This window comes from Flavobacterium cyclinae, from assembly GCF_021172145.1.
GTDB lineage: Bacteria > Bacteroidota > Bacteroidia > Flavobacteriales > Flavobacteriaceae > Flavobacterium > Flavobacterium cyclinae.
On sequence record NZ_CP089095.1, the window covers coordinates 1310342 to 1333156 of the forward strand.

Below are 22815 nucleotides of genomic sequence, written 5' to 3' on the forward strand. Positions count from 1 at the left end.
AAAATTTTCAGGTCTAAATATATAAGTTTGTTTTTTAAAAACATAAAAAAAGTATAGGAATTAAAGTATTAATTTAGAGGAAGTATTTTATATATTTCACATTTTTTAGCATTGTTTTTTAATAATTATATAAATTTTTATTTTTAAAATATTAGAACTATATTGCGAAGTATCAATCTATAAAAAATGCCAATCTCTAGTGCTAAAAATTTTCAAGATAAATTTGAAATAACTTCAATATCAATAGATAAGCTAGAAAAAAATATTTCAAATGTTTTAAATCTTGTTTTTAACAATGAATCTTGTTTTGCTCTTTCATTTCAGGTTCAAATCGAAGACAAATTACTTTCTATTAAAAAAGGTGATTTTGATTTAAATGTTAACTCTCAAAATTATACAAATAGACTAAACGAAGTAAAATCGCTCAAAGTATCTCAAACTTATCAAGAACGAATAAATGACGATTTTAGCAATATTACTATTTATCCAATTGTAATTACTAATTCAGAATTAATAGGGACTTTAGCTTTAATTTACGATGATCAACTTTCTAAAGAAGCGATGGATACTTGCTTACAGTTGGTTGAAAGTCATATTGAATTATTTGAAAATACAATTCAACTTAAAAGAGAAGTAATCAATCAAAACAAACAATTAGAATCTTTTATTGAGAATTCTAAGGAAATTCTTTACGAGCTTAATCATTTAGGGGAAATACTATATTTATCTGATAGTTGGGAAGCCGCAACAGGTTATACTATAGAAGAATCATTGGGAAAAATTACAGCTGAATATTTACATCCAGATGATATTGAAAGTGTAGGCGAGTTTCTAAGTAAGTTGGTTCCTAATGAGAAATGTAATGAATCGGTAACCTATAGAATTAAGCATAAAAAAGGGCATTACATTTGGCATTCATCCGATGTAAAATTAATTGAACGAGATAATACGTTATACTTTATTGGTAACTGTAGAGATGTAATGGATTTTATAAAATCGCAAGAAGAAATTACAAAGCAAAAAGAGTTTTATGGTAAAATTTTAGATAGACTTCCAATTGATTTAGGGGTTTGGGATGAAAATCATCGGTATTTATTTTTAAATCGTGAAGCTATTAAAAATGATGAATTACGAAATTTTATTATAGGTAAAGATGATTTTGAATATGCAAAACATACGGGAAGAGATGATGGTTTTGCAAAAAGTAGAAGAGGAAAATTTTTAAAAGCTTTAGAAAATAAAGAAATTGTCGAGTGGGAGGATCAAATTAATGACCTGAATGGAAATCAACGTTTTTTTATAAGAAAATTTATTCCCATTTATAATAGTGATGGTCAGTTTGAAATGATGACTGGATATGGTATTGATGTCACAGAAAGTAAAAAAATTAATGAAGAAATATTAAAAAGTCGTCAGTTAACTACAAGTGTAATTCAAAATGCTGCAGTAGGTATTATTGTTCAAGGTCCACAGTCTGAATTCTTAGAATATAATAAATCGGCTTGTGAAATGCTTGGTTTAACAGAAGACCAAATGATAGGAAAATCTTCTTTTCATCCGCATTGGAAAGTAGTTCATTTAGATGGTTCTGAATTTAAAGCAGAAGAACATCCGGTTCCACAAGTAATAAAAAATTTAATTCCTGTAAAAAATGTTACAATGGGAGTTCATCGCCCATTGACAAATGATTTAGTTTGGTTGTTGGTAGATGCAATTCCTGTTTTTAATAATAAAAAAGAATTGCTTTATGTTATTTGTACTTTTAATGACATAACGGCCAGAAAAAAAGCGGAAGATGCATTAATTGAAAGTAATGAACGATTTAAGTATGCTAGTGAAGCTACATCTGATGCATTATGGGATTGGGATATAGAAACTAATAAAATATTTGTTGGCGAAAGTTATAATTTACTTTTTGGTTACCAATTTGATAACAATGTAATTCCTGGTGAATTTTGTGAATCTTTAGTTCACCCCGAAGACAAAGAAGATTACGAAAATTCTATAGAAAATGCATTCATTGAAAATAAACAAAAATGGTCGCATGAATATCGTTATTTAAAAAGTGATGGTACTTATGCTTTTGTTAGTGATAAAGCCATTATTATTAGAGATGAAAATGGGAATCCCGTTAGAATGATTGGAGCCATGCAAAATATTACTCAAGAAAAGTTACTGAAATACGAGTTACAACAAAGTGAAGAACGTTTTAAAGGGGCTTTTAACAATTCTTCATTTGGTTCCGCATTGGTGAGTTTAAATGGAAATTGGATTGTAGTAAACAATAGAATGACAGAAATTCTAGGATATACAAAAGAAGAATTTAAAGAACTTTCATTTGTACAATTTACTCATAAAGATGATCTTGAGATTGATTTGGCGTATAAAAAACAAATGGACGAAGGTGAAATCTCGTACTTTCATTTTGAAAAGCGTTTTATTCACAAAAATCAATCCTTAGTTTGGGTACATTTATCGGTTTCTACTGTTAAAGATAGTAATGGTAATGTTCAATATTATGTGGCTCAGGTTGTTGATATTTCTGAACGTAAACGAATGGAAGAGGAAAACCGATTACTTGTAGAAGAAAACAATAGGAATAAAGCCCAACAGTTGATGGAAGCTAAAAACTGGTATCGTTTACTAGCTGATAATACTATTGATTTAGTTTGCTTACATAACTTAGATTCTAGTTTTAAATATGTTTCACCATCTATAAAAAATCTTTTGGGCTACACTCCAGAAGATTTAATTGGTAAATATCCTGCTGATTTGATTCATCCAGAAGATTTAGAAAAATTTAAAAGTCAGATTGGTACTATAATCAATAAAAACAAACGAATTTCTGAACAAGTTAGATTAATTAATAGTAATGGCGAGTATCAATGGTTTGAAACTAATGCAACTTTGGTTTATGAAAATAATGTTCCAGTAAGTTATCAATCAAGTACTCGTGATATAACACAACGAAAAAAAGCAGAAAAAATCATTGAAGATACATTAATTCAAGAGCGTCAATTAAACGAATTAAGAACAAATTTAGTTTCAACTATTTCGCATGAATTTAGAACTCCTATGACAACCATTCGCACAAGTGCTGAATTGATTGCGATGTATATAGAAAACAGTAATTTTGAAAAAACACCACAAGTAGAAAAACGTTTAGAAACAATAACAAAAGAAATTGATCGAATTGTTGAACTAATGGATGCAGTTTTGACTATTTCTAAAGATGATGCCGATAAAACAAGTTTTAATCCTGTAATTTGTAATCTAAAAGAAATTTGTTTAGATGTTATAGAGACAAGTTTTGCGCATCAAAAAGATAATCGTAGTGTAGAAGTATTTTTTGAATCTTCAATTTTTACCATTTATGCGGATGCTAATTTAATTAAATACACTTTGTTTAATTTATTAAGCAATGCTTTTAAATATTCTGTTGGATTTGGAAATGTAAAATTAAATCTAAAAGAAAAAGATGAAAATATAATTGTAGAAGTGATTGATAATGGTATTGGAATCCCTGAGGAAGACCAGCCTAAATTATTTAATACTTTCTTTAGAGCTAGTAATTCTAATGGTATTCAAGGAACTGGGTTAGGATTATATATTATTAAAACGTTTACCGAGAAAAATTCGGGTTCTGTAATGCTTGAAAGTCAATTAGGAAAAGGAACTAAGGTTACTTTAGAGTTTCCATTGTTTAAAAATGAATAATATGTAATTATGAAAAAAATATTAATTATTGATGATGAGGTTAATCTAAGAGAAACCATAGCAGAAATGCTAGTGTATGTTGGTTTTGAAGTTGTTTTAGCCCAAGATGGAGAGGAAGGAATAAAAAAAGTTGAAGAATCAAATCCCGATTTTATTATTTGTGATGTAATGATGCCTAAACTAGATGGTTATGGATTTATGGAATATCATGTAAAATCGAAATACGCTGCTATTCCTGTAATTTTACTTTCAGCAAAAGTGGAACAAAAAGATGAAGAGTATGGGCTCAACCTTGGGGTTAAAGCTTATGTTAGAAAACCTTTTACTTTTAAAGATTTAATTGAAAAAATCAATTTGTATTCCTAATTCAAAATTCAGCTTTTTCACAAATTGTTATTTCTTTTTTAGTTGTAGGATGTTCAAAGGTCAAACTTTCGGCATGTAAATGTAAACGATTGGCTTTTGTGCCATATAAATCATCGCCTACAATAGGCGTTTTTAAACCCAATTCATGTGAAGCGTGTACTCTTAGTTGATGCGTTCTTCCCGTAATAGGGTAGAAGTAAACCAGAGTTTTATTGTCGCGGATTTCAATTTTTTTCCATTTGGTTTGGGCTTTTTTTCCGTGTTCAAAACATACCAATTGGCGTGGACGGTCGTCTAAATCAACTCGAAGCGGTAAATCAATAAAACCGTCATTTTCTTGTAAAATTCCATCTAATAAAGCAACATAACGTTTTTTTATTGTTCTTTTAATGAATTGCGATTGTAATTTTACATACGTTTCTTCATCTTTTGCAATTAACATCAAACCTGAAGTCGACATGTCCAAACGATGCACAATTAAGGGTCCGGTTGCATTTGGATATAATTCTTTTACTCTTTGATAAACCGAATCAGCTATGATTTTTCCTGGAACAGATAAAAATTCTGCAGGTTTGTTAATTATTGCTAAAACTTCATCTTCAAAGACTATTTCAATGTTTTTTCCTTCTGCTGGATTTTCTTGAAAAGGATTGGCTTCAATTTCTAAACCCTTTAGCATGTGCGATAACAAAATAGGTTCGCATTTGCTTTTACAAGCTGGATAAAATTGCTTGTGTTTTCTAATTTCCGATTTTGGCGATTGACCCCACCAAAATTCAGCCATAGCAATAGGTTTCAAATTATGTTCGAAAGCATAATGCAATAATTTTGGAGCGGCACATTCTCCAGCACCAGCAGGCGGATTATTATTGAAGATTTCACCAATACTTTTTCGTTCTCCAAACTGATTCAAAAAAGAATATTCAGCAAAGAGTTTTTGTTGTAAAGCTCCCGATTTTAATCGGCGTTCTTCTTTTAATTGATTGATTTCATCCAAGAGCAAATTGACGTCTTTCTGAGCATTTTCGATTTGAAAATTCCAATATTTAGTCATTTTTTTGAGTAAAATGCTTTCCTTTTTACTTTCTTCTGAAAGTTCTTGTTCTAATTGTTCAATTTCAGATGCAGATAAATTAGCAAATGAATTACGCTTTTCATCGCGTTCAATTTTTAAGCGTTTGATTTTATCTTTCTGATTTTGAATATCTGAAACCGCTTCTTTTTTGGTGTTTTCTGATTTTCTTTTTGAATTTAAAAGGTCGTCTGAATTTTCTAAAATTTCAATTTGGTGATTGATAGCGTTCAATACTTCCTCTTCTTTTCTAAAAAATCCATCTTCGTGCAACATATCAAAAATAGTAGGGACAAAATAAGGATGATGATTCACACCAGCCAATTTTCCAGAAAAGGCCCATAAATAGCCAAGTTCACCTTCTTGATTCTGACAGACTAAAACGCCAAACATTTTACCTATTACCAAACCTTCTTGATTTTCTTTCAATCCAAAATTGTGTTCAAAATCAGTTTGTGTTTCCAAATACGATTGCAATTCATTAGCCGCAATAATGCTCAATTCATGCGGTTCGTAATAAAAAGGAAACGTGAATTTCTTAGGTAAAGTAATACCTGAAATGTTGGTTTTGAAGGGTTGGAATAATGATTTTGACATACTGCAAAGATAAAGTAATTGAAATAATAATTATCTTTGTGTAAATCAGTTTACTCATGAATATTGAAACACATAGAAAAAGTATTATTCATCGAATTTTGGATATCCAAAACGAAGAAGTTTTGAATAAAATTGACCAAATTTTAAATGAAGAAGGTTATATATATGATGTAACAGGAAAGTTGTTATCTGTTTCAGATTATAAGCAAGAAATTGAGGCTATTCTTAAAGTTTCAGAAGAAAATGATGTGTATAATTCTGAAGTTATTTGAAATAAGATATTCAAAAAATGAATGGAGAAGTTTGTTTCCAGAATCAGTAATAATTTTTAATTTAAACAATTTTCATTATATTGTCTAGTACCTTCAGTTTGTTCTAAATCTTTTAATTTTTTTAAACAATCACACATTTTAATTTTATCATTCAAAATAGAATAAATTGAAGCAGAATTATATAATGCATCAATATTTCTATTATCGATTTGAAATGATTTCATGAAAAGGAATATTGCTTTTTCATATTCTTTATTTTGATAAGCCATTATTCCGTTTTGAAAATTAACACCAGAAGCTCTTAAATCTTCCATTTTTATCCCATAGATTTTATCAATATCATTTACATTTTCTAGAAAGAAAAATATTGGAGTACCTTTATGGGAACCACCTTTGAATTTATATGATTCACTTTTAATTATAAATGGTATGTAAATTTTATTAAAGTTTTTAAAATCATTAAGATTCCAATTACCGTATGATTTTTCAATCGTACGTACAATATAACTTATTTCTTCATTATTTTCAATTACATTTTTATCATTACTGTTATTTATCTCTACTTCTATTTTTTCTTCCTTAGGAAAGAAAACTAAGTTTCCAATTAAATCAAAATTCGGATAATTACTTTTCTTTAAAAACTGCTTATGAATTTCTGTAATAAATTTTTTATTTAAAGTTGGGGTAAAATGTTCGTTTGCTATTAAAATAGAATCGCTTTTATGTTTATTTAAGTAATTATTTCTAATTATTGTAGATTTAACAAACCAAAGTTTTTCTAATTTATCATTTTCATTGATACCTTTGATTTTTTGAATTACTATTAAAGTGTCTGTAGTTAGTTTATTAATTTCATAACCAGATTCAGAAGATGTTCTTATCAAGTTTTTTACTAAATCAAAATCTAAGCAAGTTTCTTCAATAGAATTTACTGGATCAGAATCCATGCATATTTTTTTATTAGATATTTTCCACATTAAAAATTTTGAAGATGAAAAAGATTCTGAAAGATTTTTACTTCCATCTACCATTCTGTTTTTTACTTTTACCCATTCTCCATTTAAAAGATGAGTTTCAATTTGTGAATATACAATATTGTTAAATAATATAAGTGATATTAATATATATCTGTACATATGATTTAGATAGCGATGTAAAAAAAATTTTCTGCTCAATTAATTAGTGGCAATTCGCGAAATTCGTGTTACAAATTACACCTGAATCACTCCTAAATTAAATGGTTTCTCAATAGGAGCGTGGTTGGCCGCTTCAATCCCCATTGAAATCCATGTTCTGGTGTCTAATGGATCAATGATAGCATCTGTCCATAAACGGGCGGCTGCATAATAGGGAGACACTTGTTGGTCGTAACGTGCTTTAATTTTATCAAATAATTCCGCTTCTTTTTCTGGTGTGATTTCTTCTCCTTTTGCTTTTAAAGAAGCCGCTTCAATTTGCAACAATACTTTTGCTGCTTGAGCGCCACCCATTACCGCTAATTCAGCACTTGGCCAAGCAAAGATTAATCTTGGATCGTATGCTTTTCCACACATTGCATAATTTCCTGCTCCATACGAATTTCCAATTACAACCGTAAATTTTGGTACAACCGAATTAGAAACCGCATTTACCATTTTAGCACCATCTTTGATAATGCCACCATGTTCTGATTTGGAACCTACCATAAAACCGGTAACGTCTTGTAAAAATACTAAAGGAATTTTCTTTTGGTTACAATTCGCAATAAAACGCGTCGCTTTATCTGCTGAATCCGAATAAATTACACCTCCAAATTGCATTTCGCTTGGTTTCGTTTTGGCACCAGCTGTTTTTACAATTTTTCTTTGGTTGGCTACAATTCCTACAGCCCAACCGTCAATTCGTGCATAACCTGTTATTATGGTTTGTCCGTAACCTGCTTTGTATTCGTCAAATTCTGAATTGTCTACCAAACGTTTGATGATTTCCATCATATCGTACTGATCAGCACGAGATTTTGGTAAAATTCCGTAAATATCTTTCGCTTCTAACGCTGGTTTTTCCGCTTTTACTCGGTTAAAACCTGCTTTTTCATAATCACCAATTTTACCTACCACCGATTTAATTCGGTCTAAAGCATCTTTATCATCCTTAGCTTTATAATCCGTTACACCTGAAATTTCGCAGTGTGTTGTAGCACCTCCAAGTGTTTCGTTATCAATGCTTTCTCCAATAGCGGCTTTCACTAAATAACTTCCTGCTAAGAAAATACTTCCGGTTTTATCTACAATTAAAGCTTCATCACTCATGATAGGTAAATAAGCACCACCCGCTACGCAACTTCCCATTACAGCTGCAATTTGGGTAATTCCCATACTACTCATAATGGCATTATTTCTAAAAATTCTTCCGAAATGTTCTTTATCTGGGAAAATTTCGTCTTGCATTGGTAAATAAACCCCTGCAGAGTCCACTAAATAAATAATAGGTAATCTATTTTCAATAGCAATTTCTTGGGCTCTTAAGTTCTTTTTCCCGGTAATTGGAAACCATGCACCAGCTTTTACAGTAGCATCATTTGCTACTACGATACATTGTTTACCCGATACATACCCCATTTTAACTACAACCCCTCCAGAAGGACAACCTCCATGCTCTGCATACATTCCGTCGCCAACAAAAGCACCAATTTCAATGCTATTTGCTTTGTCATCTAACAGATAATCAATACGTTCACGAGCGGTCATTTTGCCTTCAGCGTGTAATTTTTCAATTCTTTTTTGACCGCCACCCAATTTTACTTGAGCAAATCGCTTTTTTAAATCAGTTACTAAAAGTTTATTGTGATCTTCGTTTTTATTGAAATTTAAGTCCATTTGGGTTTTGTTGTTTATTGGTGTGCTAATTTACGAAATCGTTATAGATATAAACAAATCTATTTTGAATATGATATAAAAAAAACCGAGAATAATTACTATTTTGTTAATTTGTTCTCGGTTTTAATTTTATAAAAAAAATTATTCTTCTTTTTGCCCCATCATCATTAAATAGGCTTTCAAGAAATTATCGATATCGCCGTTCATAATGCCTTCCACGTCACTAGATTCATATCCAGAACGAACGTCTTTTACCAATTTATAAGGGTGCATTACATAATTTCGAATTTGCGAACCCCATTCGATTTTCATTTTTCCTGCTTCGATATCGGCTCTTTGTGCTAATCGTTTGTTTAATTCGATTTCGTATAACTGCGATTTCAACATTTGCATCGCACGTTGGCGGTTGTCTTGTTGAGAACGCGTTTCGGAACACTGAATTTGGATACCGGTTGGTTTGTGAAACAATTGTACTTTGGTTTCTACTTTGTTTACATTTTGTCCACCTGCACCACTCGAACGAGAAGTTATAATTTCAATATCAGCTGGATTGATTTCTACTTCAATAGAATCATCTACCAAAGGATACACATAAACAGAAGCAAAAGACGTATGGCGTTTTGCATTACTATCAAAAGGAGAAATTCGAACCAAACGATGAACACCGTTTTCACCTTTTAAATAACCAAAAGCAAATTCGCCTTCAATTTCTAAGGTTACGGTTTTAATTCCAGCAACATCGCCTTCTTGAAAGTTCAATTCTTTGATTTTGTATCCTTGCTTTTCGCCCCACATTAAGTACATTCGCATTAACATGGAAGCCCAATCACAACTTTCAGTTCCACCAGCTCCAGCCGTAATTTGCAATACAGCACTCATACTATCTCCTTCATCGGAAAGCATATTTCGGAACTCTAAATCTTCAATGTGTTGTAAGGTTTTTTGATATTGCTCTTCAACTTCTTCTTCGGCAACATCGCCTTCTTTGAAGAAATCCATCATAATCTGAAGTTCTTCAGAATATTCAATTCCTTTATTGTAATCTTCAACCCATTTCTTTTTCGAACGTAGGTTTCTAATAATGATTTCGGCTTCTTTGGCGTTATTCCAAAAGTCGGGAGCGAAGGTTTTTTCTTCCTCGTTAGTTATTTCAATCAATTTGGCATCGATGTCAAAGATACCTCCTTAACGCACCAAGGCGATCAATAATATCTCTGACTTGTTCTGTATTTATCATAAATATTGTAGTTTTACACAACAAAAATAGCTATTCTTTTTTATTCTATGGAAATAAATTTAGTAAGTGATACCGTAACCAAGCCTTCTGTTGAGATGTTAAACGCTATGTTTAATGCTAAAGTAGGCGATGATGTATATAAACAAGACCCAACAGTCAATGAGTTAGAGGAAACTTTGGCGGATTTATTTGGAATGGAAGCCGCCTTATTTTTTCCTTCGGGAACAATGGCAAATCAAACGGCGATTAAGTTGCATACACAGCCAGGTGAACAAGTAATTTGCGATAAATATTCGCATATTTATCATTATGAAGGTGGTGGTGCATCATTTAATAGTGGTGTTTCGTGTTGTTTGGTAGATGGGAATCGAGGGATGATTACAGCCGATTTGGTTAAAAACGGAATCAATGACCCTGAATTTTATCACGCCCCTTTAACTTCCTTAGTTAGTATTGAGAATACAACAAACAAAGGTGGTGGCGCTTGTTATGATTTACAACCTTTGCAAGAAATTAAGCAAGTTTGCATCGACCATAATTTGAAATATCATTTAGATGGTGCGCGTTTATGGAATGCTTTAGTAGCAAAAAAACAACATCCAAAACAGTTTGGGGAATTGTTTGATACGATTTCGGTTTGTTTGTCTAAAGGATTGGGTGCGCCAGTTGGTTCGGTTTTGTTGGGAAGTAAAGCAGATATGCATCGAGCTTTACGAATTAGAAAGATTTTTGGCGGTAACATGCGTCAATCAGGATATTTAGCTGCCGCTGGATTATTCGCATTACAAAACAATATCAGTCGTTTAGAAATTGATCACAGAAGAGCGAAAGAATTGGGCAATTTATTAGTAAAAATGCCATGGGTTGCTAATGTAGAATCGGTTGAAACTAATATTTTGATTTTTGGACTGCAATCTTTTGTGGATGAAAAGCTTTTCATGGAAAAATTAAAACAAAAAGGTATTGCTATTAGTTCAATGGGACATGGAAAATTGAGAATTGTAACGCATTTAGATTACAAAGAAGTGATGCATGAATATGTGATGGAAGTGTTTTCTAAACTGACTTTTTAATTTTTTGGAACACAGATTGAAGAAATTTAAATAATTTTTAAAATCAAACTTGAAACCTGAAACAAAAATTATATGGAAATCCTAATCATATCTATTGTAGCGTTTTTAACCGCCATTCTAACCTTCTTTTCAGGTTTTGGTTTAGGAACGCTGTTAACTCCGGTTTTCATGTTGTTTTTTCCAGTGGATATTGCAATAGGTTTGTGTGGATTGGTTCATTTTGCAAATAATATTTTTAAGTTTTTCTTGGTTGGGAAACACGCCAACAAAGAAGTTTTACTAAAATTTGGAATCCCAGCCATTTTTGCTGCTATGATAGGTTCGTGGTTGTTGTTGCAAATTTCGGATCTACAACCATTATTTAGTTATTTTCTTTTTGGAAAACAATTAGAAGTTTTTCCTGTGAAATTCATCATTGCAATTTTACTAGTAATTTTTGCGCTTTTAGACTTAATTCCGTTTTTGAGTAAATTCGAGTTTGGAAAAGATAAATTGCCTTTAGGTGGAATTTTAAGCGGATTCTTTGGTGGACTTTCCGGACATCAAGGGGCTTTGCGAAGTGCTTTTTTGATTAAAGCGGGTTTATCCAAAGAAAGTTTCATCGCTACAGGAATTGTAGTTTCTATGTTTATCGATTTTACTCGCTTAAGTGTTTACGCTTCCAAAATCACGACTTATACCTTGTATGAAAATAAGGTATTACTGATTTCTGCAACGCTATGTGCGATTACTGGAGCGTATTTGGGTAACCAACTTTTAAAGAAAGTTACCCTAAAATTTCTCCAAGTTTTAGTTGCCGTTTTATTGCTTTTAGTGGCAATTGCTTTAGGAATGGGAATTATTTAAACATATCCATTCCTGGGATATTTGGCATACCTTCTTTAGCAACAGCTGCTAACTCAGTTTCGTGAACGTTTGTAGCTTTTTCAATAGCTTTATTTAACACATTAACTAAGTAATCTTCAAGCATTTCTTTGTCTTGAAGTAATTCATTGCTTACTGTAATGTTTTTGATTTTTCTGTTTGCAGTTAAAGTTACTTCTAACAAGCCATCGCTGCTTCTTTCATCGATTAAAACAAAGTCTAAACGTTTTTTTGTTTCTTCTACTTTTTGCTGGGTTTCCTTTAATTTACCCATCATTCCCATAATATCTCCAAACATAATTTTTAAGTTTTTTTATTTGGACAAAAATAGTAAATTAGCGGTTAATAATTATTGTAAAACTTCATGAAAAAATTACCATTTTTACTTCTTAGTTGCATTATTTTTGCTCCTGTTTACAGTCAAAATAAAACAAAAACAATGTCAGATAAAATTGTTCCTCCTGTTGCTAAAATTGTTCCAAAAACATTAGAAAAGCACGGTGATAAAAGAATTGATAATTATTATTGGTTAAACGAAAGAGAAAACCCAGAAGTTATTGATTATTTGAACCAAGAAAATGAATATTACCAAAAATCAACGGCTCATACCAAACCATTCCAAGACGAATTGTTCTTAGAAATGAAGAGTAGAATTAAGGAAGACGATAGTTCAGTTCCTTATTTATACAATGGTTATTATTACATCACTCGTTTTGAAAAAGGAAAAGATTATCCCATTTATGCTCGTAAAAAAGGAAGTTTAGATGCTAAGGAAGAAATCATGTTTGATTGTAACGAAATGGCAAAAGGACATTCGTACTTTAATTTAGCGGGATTAAATGTAAGTGAAGATAATAAATGGGTAGCGTTTGGAGTTGACTTAGTTTCAAGAAGACAATATACCATCCAAATTAAAAATTTGGAAACAGGAGAAATTCTTCCTGTAAAAATAGAAAATACATCGGGAGGTTCAACTTGGGCTGGTGATAATAAAACTTTGTTTTACACAAGAAATGACCAACAAACCTTACGTTCCGATAAAATTTATAAGCATACTCTAGGTACAGAAGCTGCTGCTGATGTTTTAGTCTTTCATGAAAAAGACGATACCTTTAACACTTTTGTTTACAAAGAAAAATCAAAAAAATACATAGTTATTGGTTCTAACAGTACATTAACTTCTGAATACCAAATTTTAGATGCAAAAAATCCGAATGGAGAGTTTAAAGTTTTCCATAAAAGAACACGCGGATTAGAATATTCGATTTCGCATTATGGAGATAGTTTTTACATTGTTACGAATAAAGACAAAGCAACGAACTTCAAATTAATGAAAACCCCAGAAACTGCTACTTCGGCTGAAAACTGGAAAGATTTAATTGGGCACAGAAAAGATGTTTTATTAGAAGGAATCGATATTTTTAAAGAGTATTTAGTTGTTGAAGAGCGTTCTAATGGTTTGAACAAAATTAGAATCATGCCTTGGAATGGAAAAGGGGAGTATTACTTACCTTTTAATAGTGAAACTTACACGGCTTATACTACAACTAACGTAGATTTCGATACTGAAATTTTACGTTATGGATATCAATCTATGGCAACACCCTCTTCTGTGATTGATTTCAATATGAGAACTCAGGAGAAAAAAGTATTGAAAGAGCAAGAAATTTTGGGTGGGAAGTTTGATAAAAACAATTATGTTGAAGAACGAATTTGGGCTACTGCTACTGATGGAACAAAAGTGCCAATTTCTATGGTGTATAGAAAAGGAATCAAAAAAGATGGTAAAAACCCATTCTTACTTTATGCTTATGGCTCTTACGGAGCTACAATGGATCCTTATTTTTCTTCAACACGTTTGAGTTTGTTAGATAGAGGATTTATTTATGCCATTGCTCATATTAGAGGAGGAGAGGACTTAGGAAGAGAATGGTATGAAAACGGAAAACTTTTGAAGAAAATAAACACGTTTACCGATTTTATTGATTGTTCTAAATTTGTAATTGCAGAAAAATATACTTCCCCAGAACATTTATATGCAGAAGGTGGTTCTGCAGGTGGATTATTAATGGGAGCGATTGTAAATATGGCACCAGAATTATATAATGGGGTTATCGCCCAAGTTCCTTTTGTGGATGTAGTTACGACTATGTTAGACGATACCATTCCATTAACAACAGGGGAATATGACGAATGGGGAAATCCAAATGAAAAAGTGTATTACGATTATATGTTGTCCTATTCACCATACGACCAAGTAAAAGCGCAAGCGTATCCAAATATGTATGTTTCCACTGGACTTCACGATTCGCAAGTGCAATATTGGGAACCGGCAAAATGGGTAGCAAAATTACGTGTTATGAAAACTAACGATAAGCAATTATTCTTAGACACCAATATGGATGCTGGTCATGGTGGTGCATCAGGCCGTTTTGAAGCATTAAAAGAATTGGCCAAAGAATTTGCGTTTTTGTTAGATTTAGAAAAAATTAAGAAGTAGTTAAACTTTTTTTTGTTAAATTTGCAAGGTTTTGGAATTACCTAAAAGTGATTGCAATCCAAAAAATTAAGTATAAAATACTAAAAATGCTAGTAAAGCATAGTATTTTGGAAACATTAAAACAAACAGTATCTTCATATGAAAGAAGAAATAAAAGCCTATAATAGTGTATTAGATTTAATTGGGAATACACCATTAATCAAACTGAATAAAGTTTCAGCTGATTTACCAGGTAATTTCTATGCAAAAGTTGAAGCCTTTAATCCAGGACACTCTACAAAAGACCGAATCGCGTTATATATTATTGAAGAAGCAGAAAAAAGAGGTATCTTAAAACCTGGAGATACCATTATTGAAACTACTTCAGGAAATACTGGTTTTAGTTTGGCAATGGTTAGCATCATTAAAGGGTACGATTGTATTTTAGCAGTGAGTTCAAAATCATCAAAAGATAAAATCGATATGTTGCGTTCAATGGGAGCTAAGGTTTATGTTTGTCCGGCTCACGTTTCTGCAGATGATGAACGTTCGTACTACAATGTTGCTAAAAGATTACACGAAGAAACAAAAGGATCTGTTTATATTAACCAATATTTCAACGAATTAAACGTTGATGCTCATTACAATTCTACAGGACCAGAAATTTGGGAACAAACAAACGGTCAAATTACACACTTAGTGGCGTGTAGTGGAACTGGAGGAACTATTTCGGGAACTGCACGTTTCTTAAAAGAGCAAAATCCAAATATTAAAATTTTAGGAGTTGATGCTTTTGGTTCGGTTTTAAAAAAATACCACGAGACTAAAGAGTTTGATAACGCTGAAATTTATCCATACCGTATTGAAGGTTTAGGTAAAAACTTAATTCCAACGGCTACCGATTTTGATGTGATTGATAAATTTATCAAGGTTTCCGATGAAGAAAGTGCACACACAGCAAGAGAATTAGCTAAAAAAGAAGGTTTATTCGTAGGATATACTTCTGGAGCTGCTTTTCAAGCCGTGAAACAATATGCAGAGGAAGGTGAATTTGATGCCAACAGTAAAGTTGTTATTATTTTCCCTGATCATGGTTCAAGATACATGAGTAAAGTATTTAGTGATGATTGGATGAACGAACAAGGTTTCTTTGATTCTGTAAACCAAGAAGAAGCTTTAAAAATTGAAATTATCAAGTAATTGATTTTAGATATAGAAAATCCTGAGTGAGAGCTCAGGATTTTTTTGTTTTGTGGGCACGCTAATGTGATTCCGCTCTATCAGGTCTTAAGTGGTTTTTACTTTAATCCATTATGTTTAACTTTTAGACCGTGTCCAATTGTATCATTCTTATTTTTAAAACATAACAATGTAAAAGACTTACTATTATTAAACTTTTTTGAAGGTTTTAAAACTGCAAATTTGTAAAACTCCTTATCGTTTCTTCCAAGTTTAATGTCATAAAAATAAATTGTATCGTTTTTAATTTCATACTTACCAATAGTTTCAGTCATTCCAAAACAAACACTTTTAGCTGAAATTTTTTTATTTTCTTTTAGTTTTAAAGTCATCGAACAACCAGCAACTCCTTCTCTTTCTGCAATTAATATATTTTTACTTTCAAATTTTTCAAAGTCAATTATTCCAAATGGTTTAATAAAAGTCAATATTAAAACTATTAAAAGTAGTCCAATAGAAAACATTTGCTTTTTGTTTTTAGATCTTTCTTTAAAAGCTAAAAATATATAACGAATAGTAATAATACATAGTCCTAAATAAACTAAAAATAATATTAGAGAAATAGGCAATGATATAAAGCCAAGATTGCTTTTCCAATAGTAAGATGTGTTTACTATTAGGAAGAAAATTATTGTAATTGCATATAATATTTTATTTTTTTGTTTCAATTTTTTAGTCTTTTCTTCTATTAAGCTAATATATAAAAAAATCCTCACAATTTCTTGCGAGGATTACGTATATAAGGTTGAAAAGGTTTACTCAGCGCTTTCTTGCATCGTATGATATACGTTCATTACATCATCGTCTTCTTCAATTTTTTCTAATAGTTTTTCAACATCAGCAACTTGGTCTGCTGTTAGTTCTTTGGTCACTTGTGGTATTCTTTCAAATCCAGAAGATAAGATTTCTAAACCACGAGATTCTAATTCTTTTTGGATAGCACCAAAGCTTTCAAAAGGAGCGTACATAACTATTCCGTCTTCGTCAGCAAAGATTTCTTCTACACCAAAATCAATCATTTCTAATTCTAATTCTTCCACATCTTGTCCTTCTGCTGGAATTCTAAAATTACAGGTATGATCAAACATAAATTCAACCGAACCTTGAGTTCCTAAAGTTCCATTACATTTGTTAAAGTAACTTCTAATGTTAGCAACGGTTCTGTTGTTGTTATCGGTAGCGGTTTCAATTAAAATAGCAATTCCATGAGGTGCATAGCCTTCAAATAATACTTCTTTATAGTTAGCTGTATCTTTATCCGATGCTTTTTTAATAGCGCGTTCTACGTTTTCTTTTGGCATATTAGCTGCCTTCGCATTTTGGATTACCGCTCTCAATCGCGCATTTGACTCTGGATTTGGTCCTCCTTCTTTAACGGCAATTACGATATCTTTTCCAATTCTTGTAAACGTTTTTGCCATTGCTGACCAACGTTTCATTTTACGGGCTTTTCTAAATTCAAACGCTCTTCCCATTTCTTTTTTGGTTTAAAGTTTCAAGTTTCAGGTTGCAAAAATAATAATTTCAAATTTAAACGCAAAGTTCGCAAGGTTTTACGTAAAGTTCGCAAAGCGATAAACTAAAAATCTTTTATGAACTTATATTCGCAATCTAAATCAACTTGAAACTTATATGACTTATATGTTTTAAAAGTCTCGACTTCGCTCGACTTGACAAATTGTTTTTGATTATTTCTTGTAAAATGGCATTTTAACCACTTTTGCTTTAATATCTTTATTTCTAATTCTAATGTAAATTTCTGAATCTGGTGTAGCTAAAGCCGTTGGAACATAACCCATTCCAATAGCAATTCCCATAGAAGGTGATTGTGTTCCAGAAGTTACGATTCCAACTACATTACCATCAGCATCAGCAATTTCGTAATCGTGACGAGGAATTCCTCTTTCTACCATTTCAAAACCAACTAATTTACGAGCAACACCTGCTTCTTTTTGTTTTTTCAAGTTTTCAGAATTTGTGAATTCTTTGTCGAATTTGGTAATCCATCCTAAGCCTGCTTCTAACGGAGAAGTAGTATCGTTAATGTCGTTTCCGTATAAACAGAATCCCATTTCTAAACGTAATGTATCACGTGCTGCTAATCCGATAGGTTTGATTCCGAATGCTGCTCCTGCTTCAAAAACTTTGTTCCAAATGTACTCTGCGTCTTCGTTTTTAAAATACACTTCAAATCCTCCAGAACCAGTATAACCAGTAGCCGAAACAATTACATCGCTTTTTCCTGCAAAATCACCAATTTGGAACGTATAATAGCCCATATTTGATAAATCAATTGAGGTTAAAGATTGCATAGCTTCAGCAGCTTTTGGTCCTTGAATTGCTAATAATGAATACTCGTCAGATAAATTTTGCATGTCTACACCTAAATCATTGTGTGAAGAAATCCAATTCCAATCTTTTTCAATGTTTGAAGCATTCACAACTAACATGTAATGATTGTCAGCAATTTTATAAACGATTAAATCATCAACAATTCCGCCTTCGTTATTTGGTAAACAAGAATATTGTGCTTTTCCATCTACTAATTTAGAAGCATCATTTGAAGTTACTTTCTGAATTAAGGCCAACGCATTTTCTCCTTTTAAGAAAAATTCTCCCATGTGAGAAACGTCAAAAACACCAACGCCATTTCTAACGGTTTCGTGTTCTACATTTACTCCTTCATATTGTACCGGCATATTGTATCCTGCAAACGGAACCATTTTAGCTCCTAAACTTTCGTGAATGTACGTTAACGCTGTATTTTTCATGATTTGATGTTGTATTTTTTGAATGCGCTAATTTATTGAAAATTCTTAAAAATGCACCCAGATTTGCCTTAAAATTTGAGAACTATTTATTTTTTGTTAATAATGCTGATAAATCTTGCATTTTAATAATTGTTTACAGAATTTTGGACTTTTAAAATTAACCCAATGGAAACTACACATTATATAAGTTCAGATTTATTGTCTATCGACATGATTAACGAGATTGTTTTTCAAGGAAAACAGTTGGCATTATCTGAAGAAGCGATTGTAAATATTGAAAAATGCAGAAAATATTTAGATGATAAAATGCAATCGAATTCAACACCAATTTACGGAATTAACACGGGTTTTGGTTCGTTGTGTAATGTGAAGATTTCGAATGAGAATTTATCTAAACTTCAAGAGAATTTAGTAAAATCGCACGCTTGCGGAACCGGGGAAGAAGTTCCCCATGAAATTGTAAAAATCATGTTGTTATTGAAAATCCAATCGTTAAGCTACGGGCATTCAGGTGTTCAGTTGGTGACGGTGCAACGATTAATTGATTTTTATAACAATGATATTTTCCCAGTAATTTACACTCAAGGTTCGTTGGGAGCTTCTGGAGATTTAGCTCCGTTAGCGCATTTATCTTTACCGTTATTAGGAGAAGGCGAAGTGTATTTAGATGGTTTTAGACAACCAGCTTCAAAAGTACTGGCGAAATTTGGTTGGGAACCAATCGTTTTACAATCGAAAGAAGGTTTAGCATTATTGAACGGAACGCAATTCATGAGTGCTTACGGTGTTTATTGCTTGATTAAAGCAGAGAAAATTTCGTATTTAGCAGATGTAATCGGAGCAGTTTCATTAGAAGGATTTGATGGAAGAATCGAACCTTTTACAGATTTAATTCACTTAGTTCGTCCACATAAAGGTCAAGTTCAAACTGCGGAAAGAATGCGTGATTTGTTAGATGATAGTGAAATTATTGCGCAACCAAAAGTCCATGTGCAAGATCCATATTCGTTTAGATGTATTCCACAAGTACATGGCGCTTCGAAAGATACGATTGATTATGTGAAGAAAGTATTCCGTACCGAAATCAATTCGGTTACTGACAATCCAAATATTTTCGTAGGAGAAGATTTGATTATTTCAGGAGGAAATTTCCACGGGCAACCTTTAGCTTTAGCGTTAGATTTCTTAGGAATAGCCTTGTCAGAATTAGGAAGTATATCGGAAAGAAGAACGTATCAATTGATTTCGGGATTGAGAAATTTACCAGCGTTTTTGGTAAACGATCCAGGCTTGAATTCAGGTTTCATGATTCCACAATACACAGCAGCGAGTATAGCTAGTCAAAATAAGCAATTAGCAACACCATCAAGTATTGATAGTATTGTTTCGTCAAACGGACAAGAAGATCACGTGAGCATGGGAGCTAATGCTGCAACTAAAACCTTACGAATTGTTGAGAATGTAGAACGTATTTTAGCTATCGAATTGTTAAACGGTTCTCAAGCTTTAGAATTCAGAAGACCTTTGAAATCAAGTGAATTTATTGAAAGTTTTGTAAAATCGTACAGAGAAGAAGTTTCGTTTGTATCAGAAGATCGAATTTTACATTATGATATTGAAAAATCAGTTTCGTTTTTGAATAGTTTTCAAATTGAAATGGAACACTAATTAAAACTATATTATTAAAAAGCTCAAGATTTCTTGAGCTTTTTTTATAAAAATAAAATGCTAATAATCGCAATAATGGCTGGTAACGCTTGTACATAAAATATTTTCTTAGAAGCAGAATAGGCTCCAAAAATTCCAGCAACACTAATACAACAAAGAAAAAAAAGAGCAATATTTTGGCTCCAATTTTCATCTGAAATAGCCAAAGACCAAAGTAATCCGGCCGATAAAAATCCGTTATACAAACCTTGATTAGCGGCTAATGTTTTTGTTTTTTCAAATAAATCTTCTGGAATGGTTCGGAATACTTTTTTGGCACTAGTTGTCCAAGCAAACATTTCTAGCCATAGAAAATACAAGTGGAGTAGTCCAATGGCGACAATAAGTATTTTGCTGATGATGTGCATAATTATTTATTTTCGTAAAAAGTTCGTTCAATTCGTTTATCAGGTATAAGCCAAATCAAAGCCACTAAAATGTAAATCGCTCCAGAAATTTCAACCGAATATTTAGTTAACAAAACAGCTAACACATATAAAACTAAAGATATTTTACCTTTAAAATCATTTCCTATTGCTTTAGAAAGTGTTGAGTCTTTTCCATGATCTATTAAAATCAATCGCTGTAAAATATAATAAGCAATTGCATTCATTAACAGTACAATACCATAAAGCATCATTGGGAATGGAGCAAAATGATGTTCACCTATCCAAGCTGTTGCAAACGGAATTAAGGATAACCAAAACAGCAAATGCAAGTTAGCCCAAAGAATTTTTCCGTTTACAGTTTTTAATGAATGAATTAAATGGTGGTGGTTGTTCCAATAAATTCCCACATATATAAAACTTAAGATATAACTTAAAAACTTATGCGATAATTTAATAACCGATTCAAATGTAGTATCATTTGGAACTTTAAATTCCAAAACCATTATGGTGATAATAATGGCTAAAACACCATCACTAAAAGCTTCTAATCGGTTTTTATTCATCTTATTTTTTCTTAACTATCGTGATAATTAAAGATAAAATAGCACCGGCTTCAATCAGCATACCCATAATTAAAATGATGTTTGCTCCCGGCCAATGCATTAATTTGAACAAAGCTCCAACTACAGAGATTATCATCCCTATAAGAAATAAAACCAAAGGTATTTTAAATTGATTTTTCATACTATTTTATTATTTCCATTTAAAGTTTTTTTCAATTGCCTTAATCATTTCACCTGCAATATCTTTTTGAGTAGCTCCTTCAATTCCTTCTAAACCTGGAGAAGAATTAACTTCCAACAATAATGGACCTTTTGAAGATCGAATAATATCAACACCAGCCACTTTTAAATTCATTGCTTTTGCTGCTTTTATTGCAATTTTCTTTTCTTCTGAAGTAATTTTTACTACCGAAGCCGTTCCCCCCATGTGAATGTTGGCTCTAAATTCTCCTGGTGCGGCTTCACGTTGCATCGCAGCAACAACTTTTCCATCAACTACGAAGAGTCTCAAATCTTTACCATTGGCTTCTTTAATAAATTCCTGAACTAAAATATTAGCATTTAAACTCTTGAAAGCATTAATAACGGATTCGGCCGCTTTTTTTGTTTCTGCCAAAACGACACCTTTCCCTTGTGTTCCTTCTAATAATTTTACAATCAATGGCGAACCACCTACCATTTTAATTAAATCGTCAGTATCCAAAGGAGAATTGGCAAAACCTGTTGTAGGTATATCAACGCCATTATTCAACAATAATTGTAAAGAAAATAATTTATCTCGTGATTGACTTATTGCTGCCGAATTATTTAATGCAAATACCTTTAAAGCTTCAAACTGTCTTGTTAAAGCACAACCATAATACGTCATACTAGGACGAATTCTTGGAATTACGGCATCAAAATCGTTTAATACTTTTCCACCACGATAATGGATTTCGGGTTTTGTAGCATCTAATTTCATGTAGCAGTATTTCAAGTTTAAGAAATGCATTTCATGACCTCTTAATTCGCCTGCTTCTAAAATACGTTTGTTGCTATATAATTCTGGATTACTTGCTAATAAACCAATTTTTAATCCTTTTTTATTTTCGTTAGCCGAATAGTAATATTCTTTAAGTTTTTCTGTGGTAGGTTGTCCCAATAAATAACGTTTTTCAGGATCTACCAAAACACGACCCGACATAGCTTCACGCCCTAATAACATTCGGAAACCCATCGAATCTCGGTTGGTTAAAGTAACTTCGATTTCCCAAGTTTTTCCGCCAATTTCTAGTTTGGTTTTGATTACATAACGTTGTTCTCTGAAGCCGCTAGAACTTTTCACGACTCTTTTATCAACCAAAGGAGCTTCACAATGAATTACTGCTTTAGCATTATTTTGAATTGGGTTAATATCGAACTTTACCCAACTTTCACTGTCTTTTTCAAATGTAACAATATTAATAGCGTGTAATGCCGATGTTTTGGCACCTGAATCAACACGTGCTTTAATAGTTGGAATTCCTAAAGTAGGGAAGGAACACCATTCTTCGCTACCTACGATAACTTTGTCTTGCATAGAATTATTGAAATTTAGAACTAATGTAATATTTTTTTTAATATAATTCTAAATTC

The 22815-nt window shown here is 31.9% G+C and carries 20 protein-coding genes; 8 read left to right on the forward strand and 12 right to left on the reverse strand.

All coding sequences use genetic code 11. The features are described from left to right. Positions 1–186 precede the first annotated feature (186 nt). Together LOS86_RS06215 and LOS86_RS06220 are read left to right on the forward strand one after the other, a co-directional pair. Positions 187–3717: a PAS domain S-box protein gene (locus tag LOS86_RS06215; protein ID WP_231843752.1), complete on the forward strand. Its 3531-nt coding sequence runs from the start codon at positions 187–189 to the stop codon at positions 3715–3717. A gap of 9 nt (positions 3718–3726) precedes the next feature. Continuing rightward, positions 3727–4083 carry a response regulator transcription factor gene (locus tag LOS86_RS06220; protein WP_231843753.1) on the forward strand — a complete coding sequence of 119 codons (357 nt, stop codon included), beginning with the start codon at positions 3727–3729 and terminating at the stop codon, positions 4081–4083. A 1-nt stretch (position 4084) separates the two neighbouring features. On the opposite strand, the gene LOS86_RS06225 is transcribed toward LOS86_RS06220, so the two are convergent. Further along, positions 4085–5752 carry an RluA family pseudouridine synthase gene (locus LOS86_RS06225; RefSeq protein ID WP_231843754.1) on the reverse strand — a complete coding sequence of 556 codons (1668 nt, stop codon included), beginning with the start codon at positions 5750–5752 and terminating at the stop codon, positions 4085–4087. Positions 5753–5808: 56 nt separating this feature from the next. On the opposite strand from LOS86_RS06225, the gene LOS86_RS06230 reads away from it, so the two are divergent. Beyond that, a complete protein-coding gene (locus tag LOS86_RS06230; RefSeq protein WP_231843755.1) occupies positions 5809–6024 on the forward strand; it encodes a hypothetical protein in 216 nt (71 codons plus the stop codon). A gap of 56 nt (positions 6025–6080) precedes the next feature. Here the strand turns inward: LOS86_RS06230 and LOS86_RS06235 are convergent, their stop codons facing one another. The 3 genes from LOS86_RS06235 to prfB form a co-directional block, all read right to left on the reverse strand. Continuing rightward, positions 6081–7160, reverse strand: coding sequence for a hypothetical protein (locus LOS86_RS06235; RefSeq protein WP_231843756.1), 1080 nt, complete (start codon positions 7158–7160; stop codon positions 6081–6083). 75 nt (positions 7161–7235) lie between these two features. Then, positions 7236–8879: an acyl-CoA carboxylase subunit beta gene (locus tag LOS86_RS06240; RefSeq protein ID WP_231843757.1), complete on the reverse strand. Its 1644-nt coding sequence runs from the start codon at positions 8877–8879 to the stop codon at positions 7236–7238. Positions 8880–9020: 141 nt separating this feature from the next. Further along, positions 9021–10116 (reverse strand): peptide chain release factor 2 gene (gene prfB / locus LOS86_RS06245; RefSeq protein WP_231843758.1). Its coding sequence is split into 2 segments (ribosomal slippage): positions 9021–10052 and positions 10054–10116, totalling 1095 coding nucleotides; the frame shifts between segments, so codons are not numbered across the junction. A 47-nt stretch (positions 10117–10163) separates the two neighbouring features. Here prfB and LOS86_RS06250 point away from each other — a divergent pair. After that, entirely contained in the window at positions 10164–11189 is a 1026-nt protein-coding gene (locus LOS86_RS06250) for a threonine aldolase family protein (protein WP_231843759.1), read from the forward strand. A gap of 72 nt (positions 11190–11261) precedes the next feature. Next, positions 11262–12035 (forward strand): sulfite exporter TauE/SafE family protein, encoded by a 774-nt coding sequence (locus LOS86_RS06255; protein ID WP_231843760.1) that lies wholly within the window; start codon positions 11262–11264, stop codon positions 12033–12035. Here LOS86_RS06255 and LOS86_RS06260 read toward each other — a convergent pair. Next, a complete protein-coding gene (locus LOS86_RS06260; RefSeq protein ID WP_231843761.1) occupies positions 12028–12351 on the reverse strand; it encodes a YbaB/EbfC family nucleoid-associated protein in 324 nt (107 codons plus the stop codon). The genes LOS86_RS06255 and LOS86_RS06260 overlap by 8 nt on opposite strands. Before the next feature lie 66 nt (positions 12352–12417). Between LOS86_RS06260 and LOS86_RS06265 the strand changes: the two genes are divergently transcribed. Both LOS86_RS06265 and capA read left to right on the forward strand, forming a co-directional pair. Next, the gene (locus LOS86_RS06265) at positions 12418–14553 is read left to right on the forward strand and encodes a S9 family peptidase (protein ID WP_374107583.1); all 2136 of its coding nucleotides are present in this window, start codon (positions 12418–12420) and stop codon (positions 14551–14553) included. A 138-nt stretch (positions 14554–14691) separates the two neighbouring features. After that, positions 14692–15732 (forward strand): cysteate synthase, encoded by a 1041-nt coding sequence (gene capA / locus LOS86_RS06270; protein ID WP_231843763.1) that lies wholly within the window; start codon positions 14692–14694, stop codon positions 15730–15732. Between the two features lie 98 nt (positions 15733–15830). Here the strand turns inward: capA and LOS86_RS06275 are convergent, their stop codons facing one another. The 3 genes from LOS86_RS06275 to gcvT form a co-directional block, all read right to left on the reverse strand. Next, positions 15831–16439: a hypothetical protein gene (locus tag LOS86_RS06275; RefSeq protein WP_231843764.1), complete on the reverse strand. Its 609-nt coding sequence runs from the start codon at positions 16437–16439 to the stop codon at positions 15831–15833. An 87-nt stretch (positions 16440–16526) separates the two neighbouring features. Further along, positions 16527–17246: a YebC/PmpR family DNA-binding transcriptional regulator gene (locus tag LOS86_RS06280; RefSeq protein ID WP_231843765.1), complete on the reverse strand. Its 720-nt coding sequence runs from the start codon at positions 17244–17246 to the stop codon at positions 16527–16529. A gap of 213 nt (positions 17247–17459) precedes the next feature. Beyond that, the gene (gene gcvT / locus LOS86_RS06285) at positions 17460–18542 is read right to left on the reverse strand and encodes a glycine cleavage system aminomethyltransferase GcvT (protein WP_231843766.1); all 1083 of its coding nucleotides are present in this window, start codon (positions 18540–18542) and stop codon (positions 17460–17462) included. 165 nt (positions 18543–18707) lie between these two features. On the opposite strand from gcvT, the gene hutH reads away from it, so the two are divergent. After that, complete coding sequence (hutH, locus tag LOS86_RS06290; RefSeq protein ID WP_231843767.1) at positions 18708–20210, forward strand: histidine ammonia-lyase; 1503 nt, start codon at positions 18708–18710, stop codon at positions 20208–20210. 44 nt (positions 20211–20254) lie between these two features. Here hutH and LOS86_RS06295 read toward each other — a convergent pair whose 3' ends face one another. Genes LOS86_RS06295 through rimK form a run of 4 tightly spaced genes read right to left on the reverse strand, consistent with a single transcriptional unit; the run spans position 20255 to position 22759 of the window. Next, positions 20255–20617, reverse strand: coding sequence for a DUF1304 domain-containing protein (locus tag LOS86_RS06295; RefSeq protein WP_231843768.1), 363 nt, complete (start codon positions 20615–20617; stop codon positions 20255–20257). Between the two features lie 2 nt (positions 20618–20619). Beyond that, positions 20620–21201, reverse strand: a complete 582-nt coding sequence (locus LOS86_RS06300; protein ID WP_231843769.1) for a TMEM175 family protein — start codon at positions 21199–21201, stop codon at positions 20620–20622. A 1-nt stretch (position 21202) separates the two neighbouring features. After that, complete coding sequence (locus tag LOS86_RS06305) at positions 21203–21382, reverse strand: GldL-related protein (protein ID WP_231843770.1); 180 nt, start codon at positions 21380–21382, stop codon at positions 21203–21205. Between the two features lie 9 nt (positions 21383–21391). Continuing rightward, a complete protein-coding gene (gene rimK / locus LOS86_RS06310) occupies positions 21392–22759 on the reverse strand; it encodes a 30S ribosomal protein S6--L-glutamate ligase (protein WP_231843771.1) in 1368 nt (455 codons plus the stop codon). Positions 22760–22815: the final 56 nt, after the last annotated feature.

Excerpts from the sequence above, each read along its gene's own strand:
- LOS86_RS06215 (WP_231843752.1), top strand. The coding sequence starts at position 187 with ATGCCAATCTCTAGTGCTAAAAATTTTCAAGATAAATTTGAAATAACT.
- LOS86_RS06220 (WP_231843753.1), top strand. The coding sequence starts at position 3,727 with ATGAAAAAAATATTAATTATTGATGATGAGGTTAATCTAAGAGAAACC.
- LOS86_RS06225 (WP_231843754.1), bottom strand. The coding sequence starts at position 5,752 with ATGTCAAAATCATTATTCCAACCCTTCAAAACCAACATTTCAGGTATT.
- LOS86_RS06230 (WP_231843755.1), top strand. The coding sequence starts at position 5,809 with ATGAATATTGAAACACATAGAAAAAGTATTATTCATCGAATTTTGGAT.
- LOS86_RS06235 (WP_231843756.1), bottom strand. The coding sequence starts at position 7,160 with ATGTACAGATATATATTAATATCACTTATATTATTTAACAATATTGTA.
- LOS86_RS06240 (WP_231843757.1), bottom strand. The coding sequence starts at position 8,879 with ATGGACTTAAATTTCAATAAAAACGAAGATCACAATAAACTTTTAGTA.
- LOS86_RS06250 (WP_231843759.1), top strand. The coding sequence starts at position 10,164 with ATGGAAATAAATTTAGTAAGTGATACCGTAACCAAGCCTTCTGTTGAG.
- LOS86_RS06255 (WP_231843760.1), top strand. The coding sequence starts at position 11,262 with ATGGAAATCCTAATCATATCTATTGTAGCGTTTTTAACCGCCATTCTA.
- LOS86_RS06260 (WP_231843761.1), bottom strand. The coding sequence starts at position 12,351 with ATGTTTGGAGATATTATGGGAATGATGGGTAAATTAAAGGAAACCCAG.
- LOS86_RS06265 (WP_374107583.1), top strand. The coding sequence starts at position 12,418 with ATGAAAAAATTACCATTTTTACTTCTTAGTTGCATTATTTTTGCTCCT.
- capA (WP_231843763.1), top strand. The coding sequence starts at position 14,692 with ATGAAAGAAGAAATAAAAGCCTATAATAGTGTATTAGATTTAATTGGG.
- LOS86_RS06280 (WP_231843765.1), bottom strand. The coding sequence starts at position 17,246 with ATGGGAAGAGCGTTTGAATTTAGAAAAGCCCGTAAAATGAAACGTTGG.
- gcvT (WP_231843766.1), bottom strand. The coding sequence starts at position 18,542 with ATGAAAAATACAGCGTTAACGTACATTCACGAAAGTTTAGGAGCTAAA.
- hutH (WP_231843767.1), top strand. The coding sequence starts at position 18,708 with ATGGAAACTACACATTATATAAGTTCAGATTTATTGTCTATCGACATG.
- LOS86_RS06295 (WP_231843768.1), bottom strand. The coding sequence starts at position 20,617 with ATGCACATCATCAGCAAAATACTTATTGTCGCCATTGGACTACTCCAC.
- LOS86_RS06300 (WP_231843769.1), bottom strand. The coding sequence starts at position 21,201 with ATGAATAAAAACCGATTAGAAGCTTTTAGTGATGGTGTTTTAGCCATT.
- LOS86_RS06305 (WP_231843770.1), bottom strand. The coding sequence starts at position 21,382 with ATGAAAAATCAATTTAAAATACCTTTGGTTTTATTTCTTATAGGGATG.
- rimK (WP_231843771.1), bottom strand. The coding sequence starts at position 22,759 with ATGCAAGACAAAGTTATCGTAGGTAGCGAAGAATGGTGTTCCTTCCCT.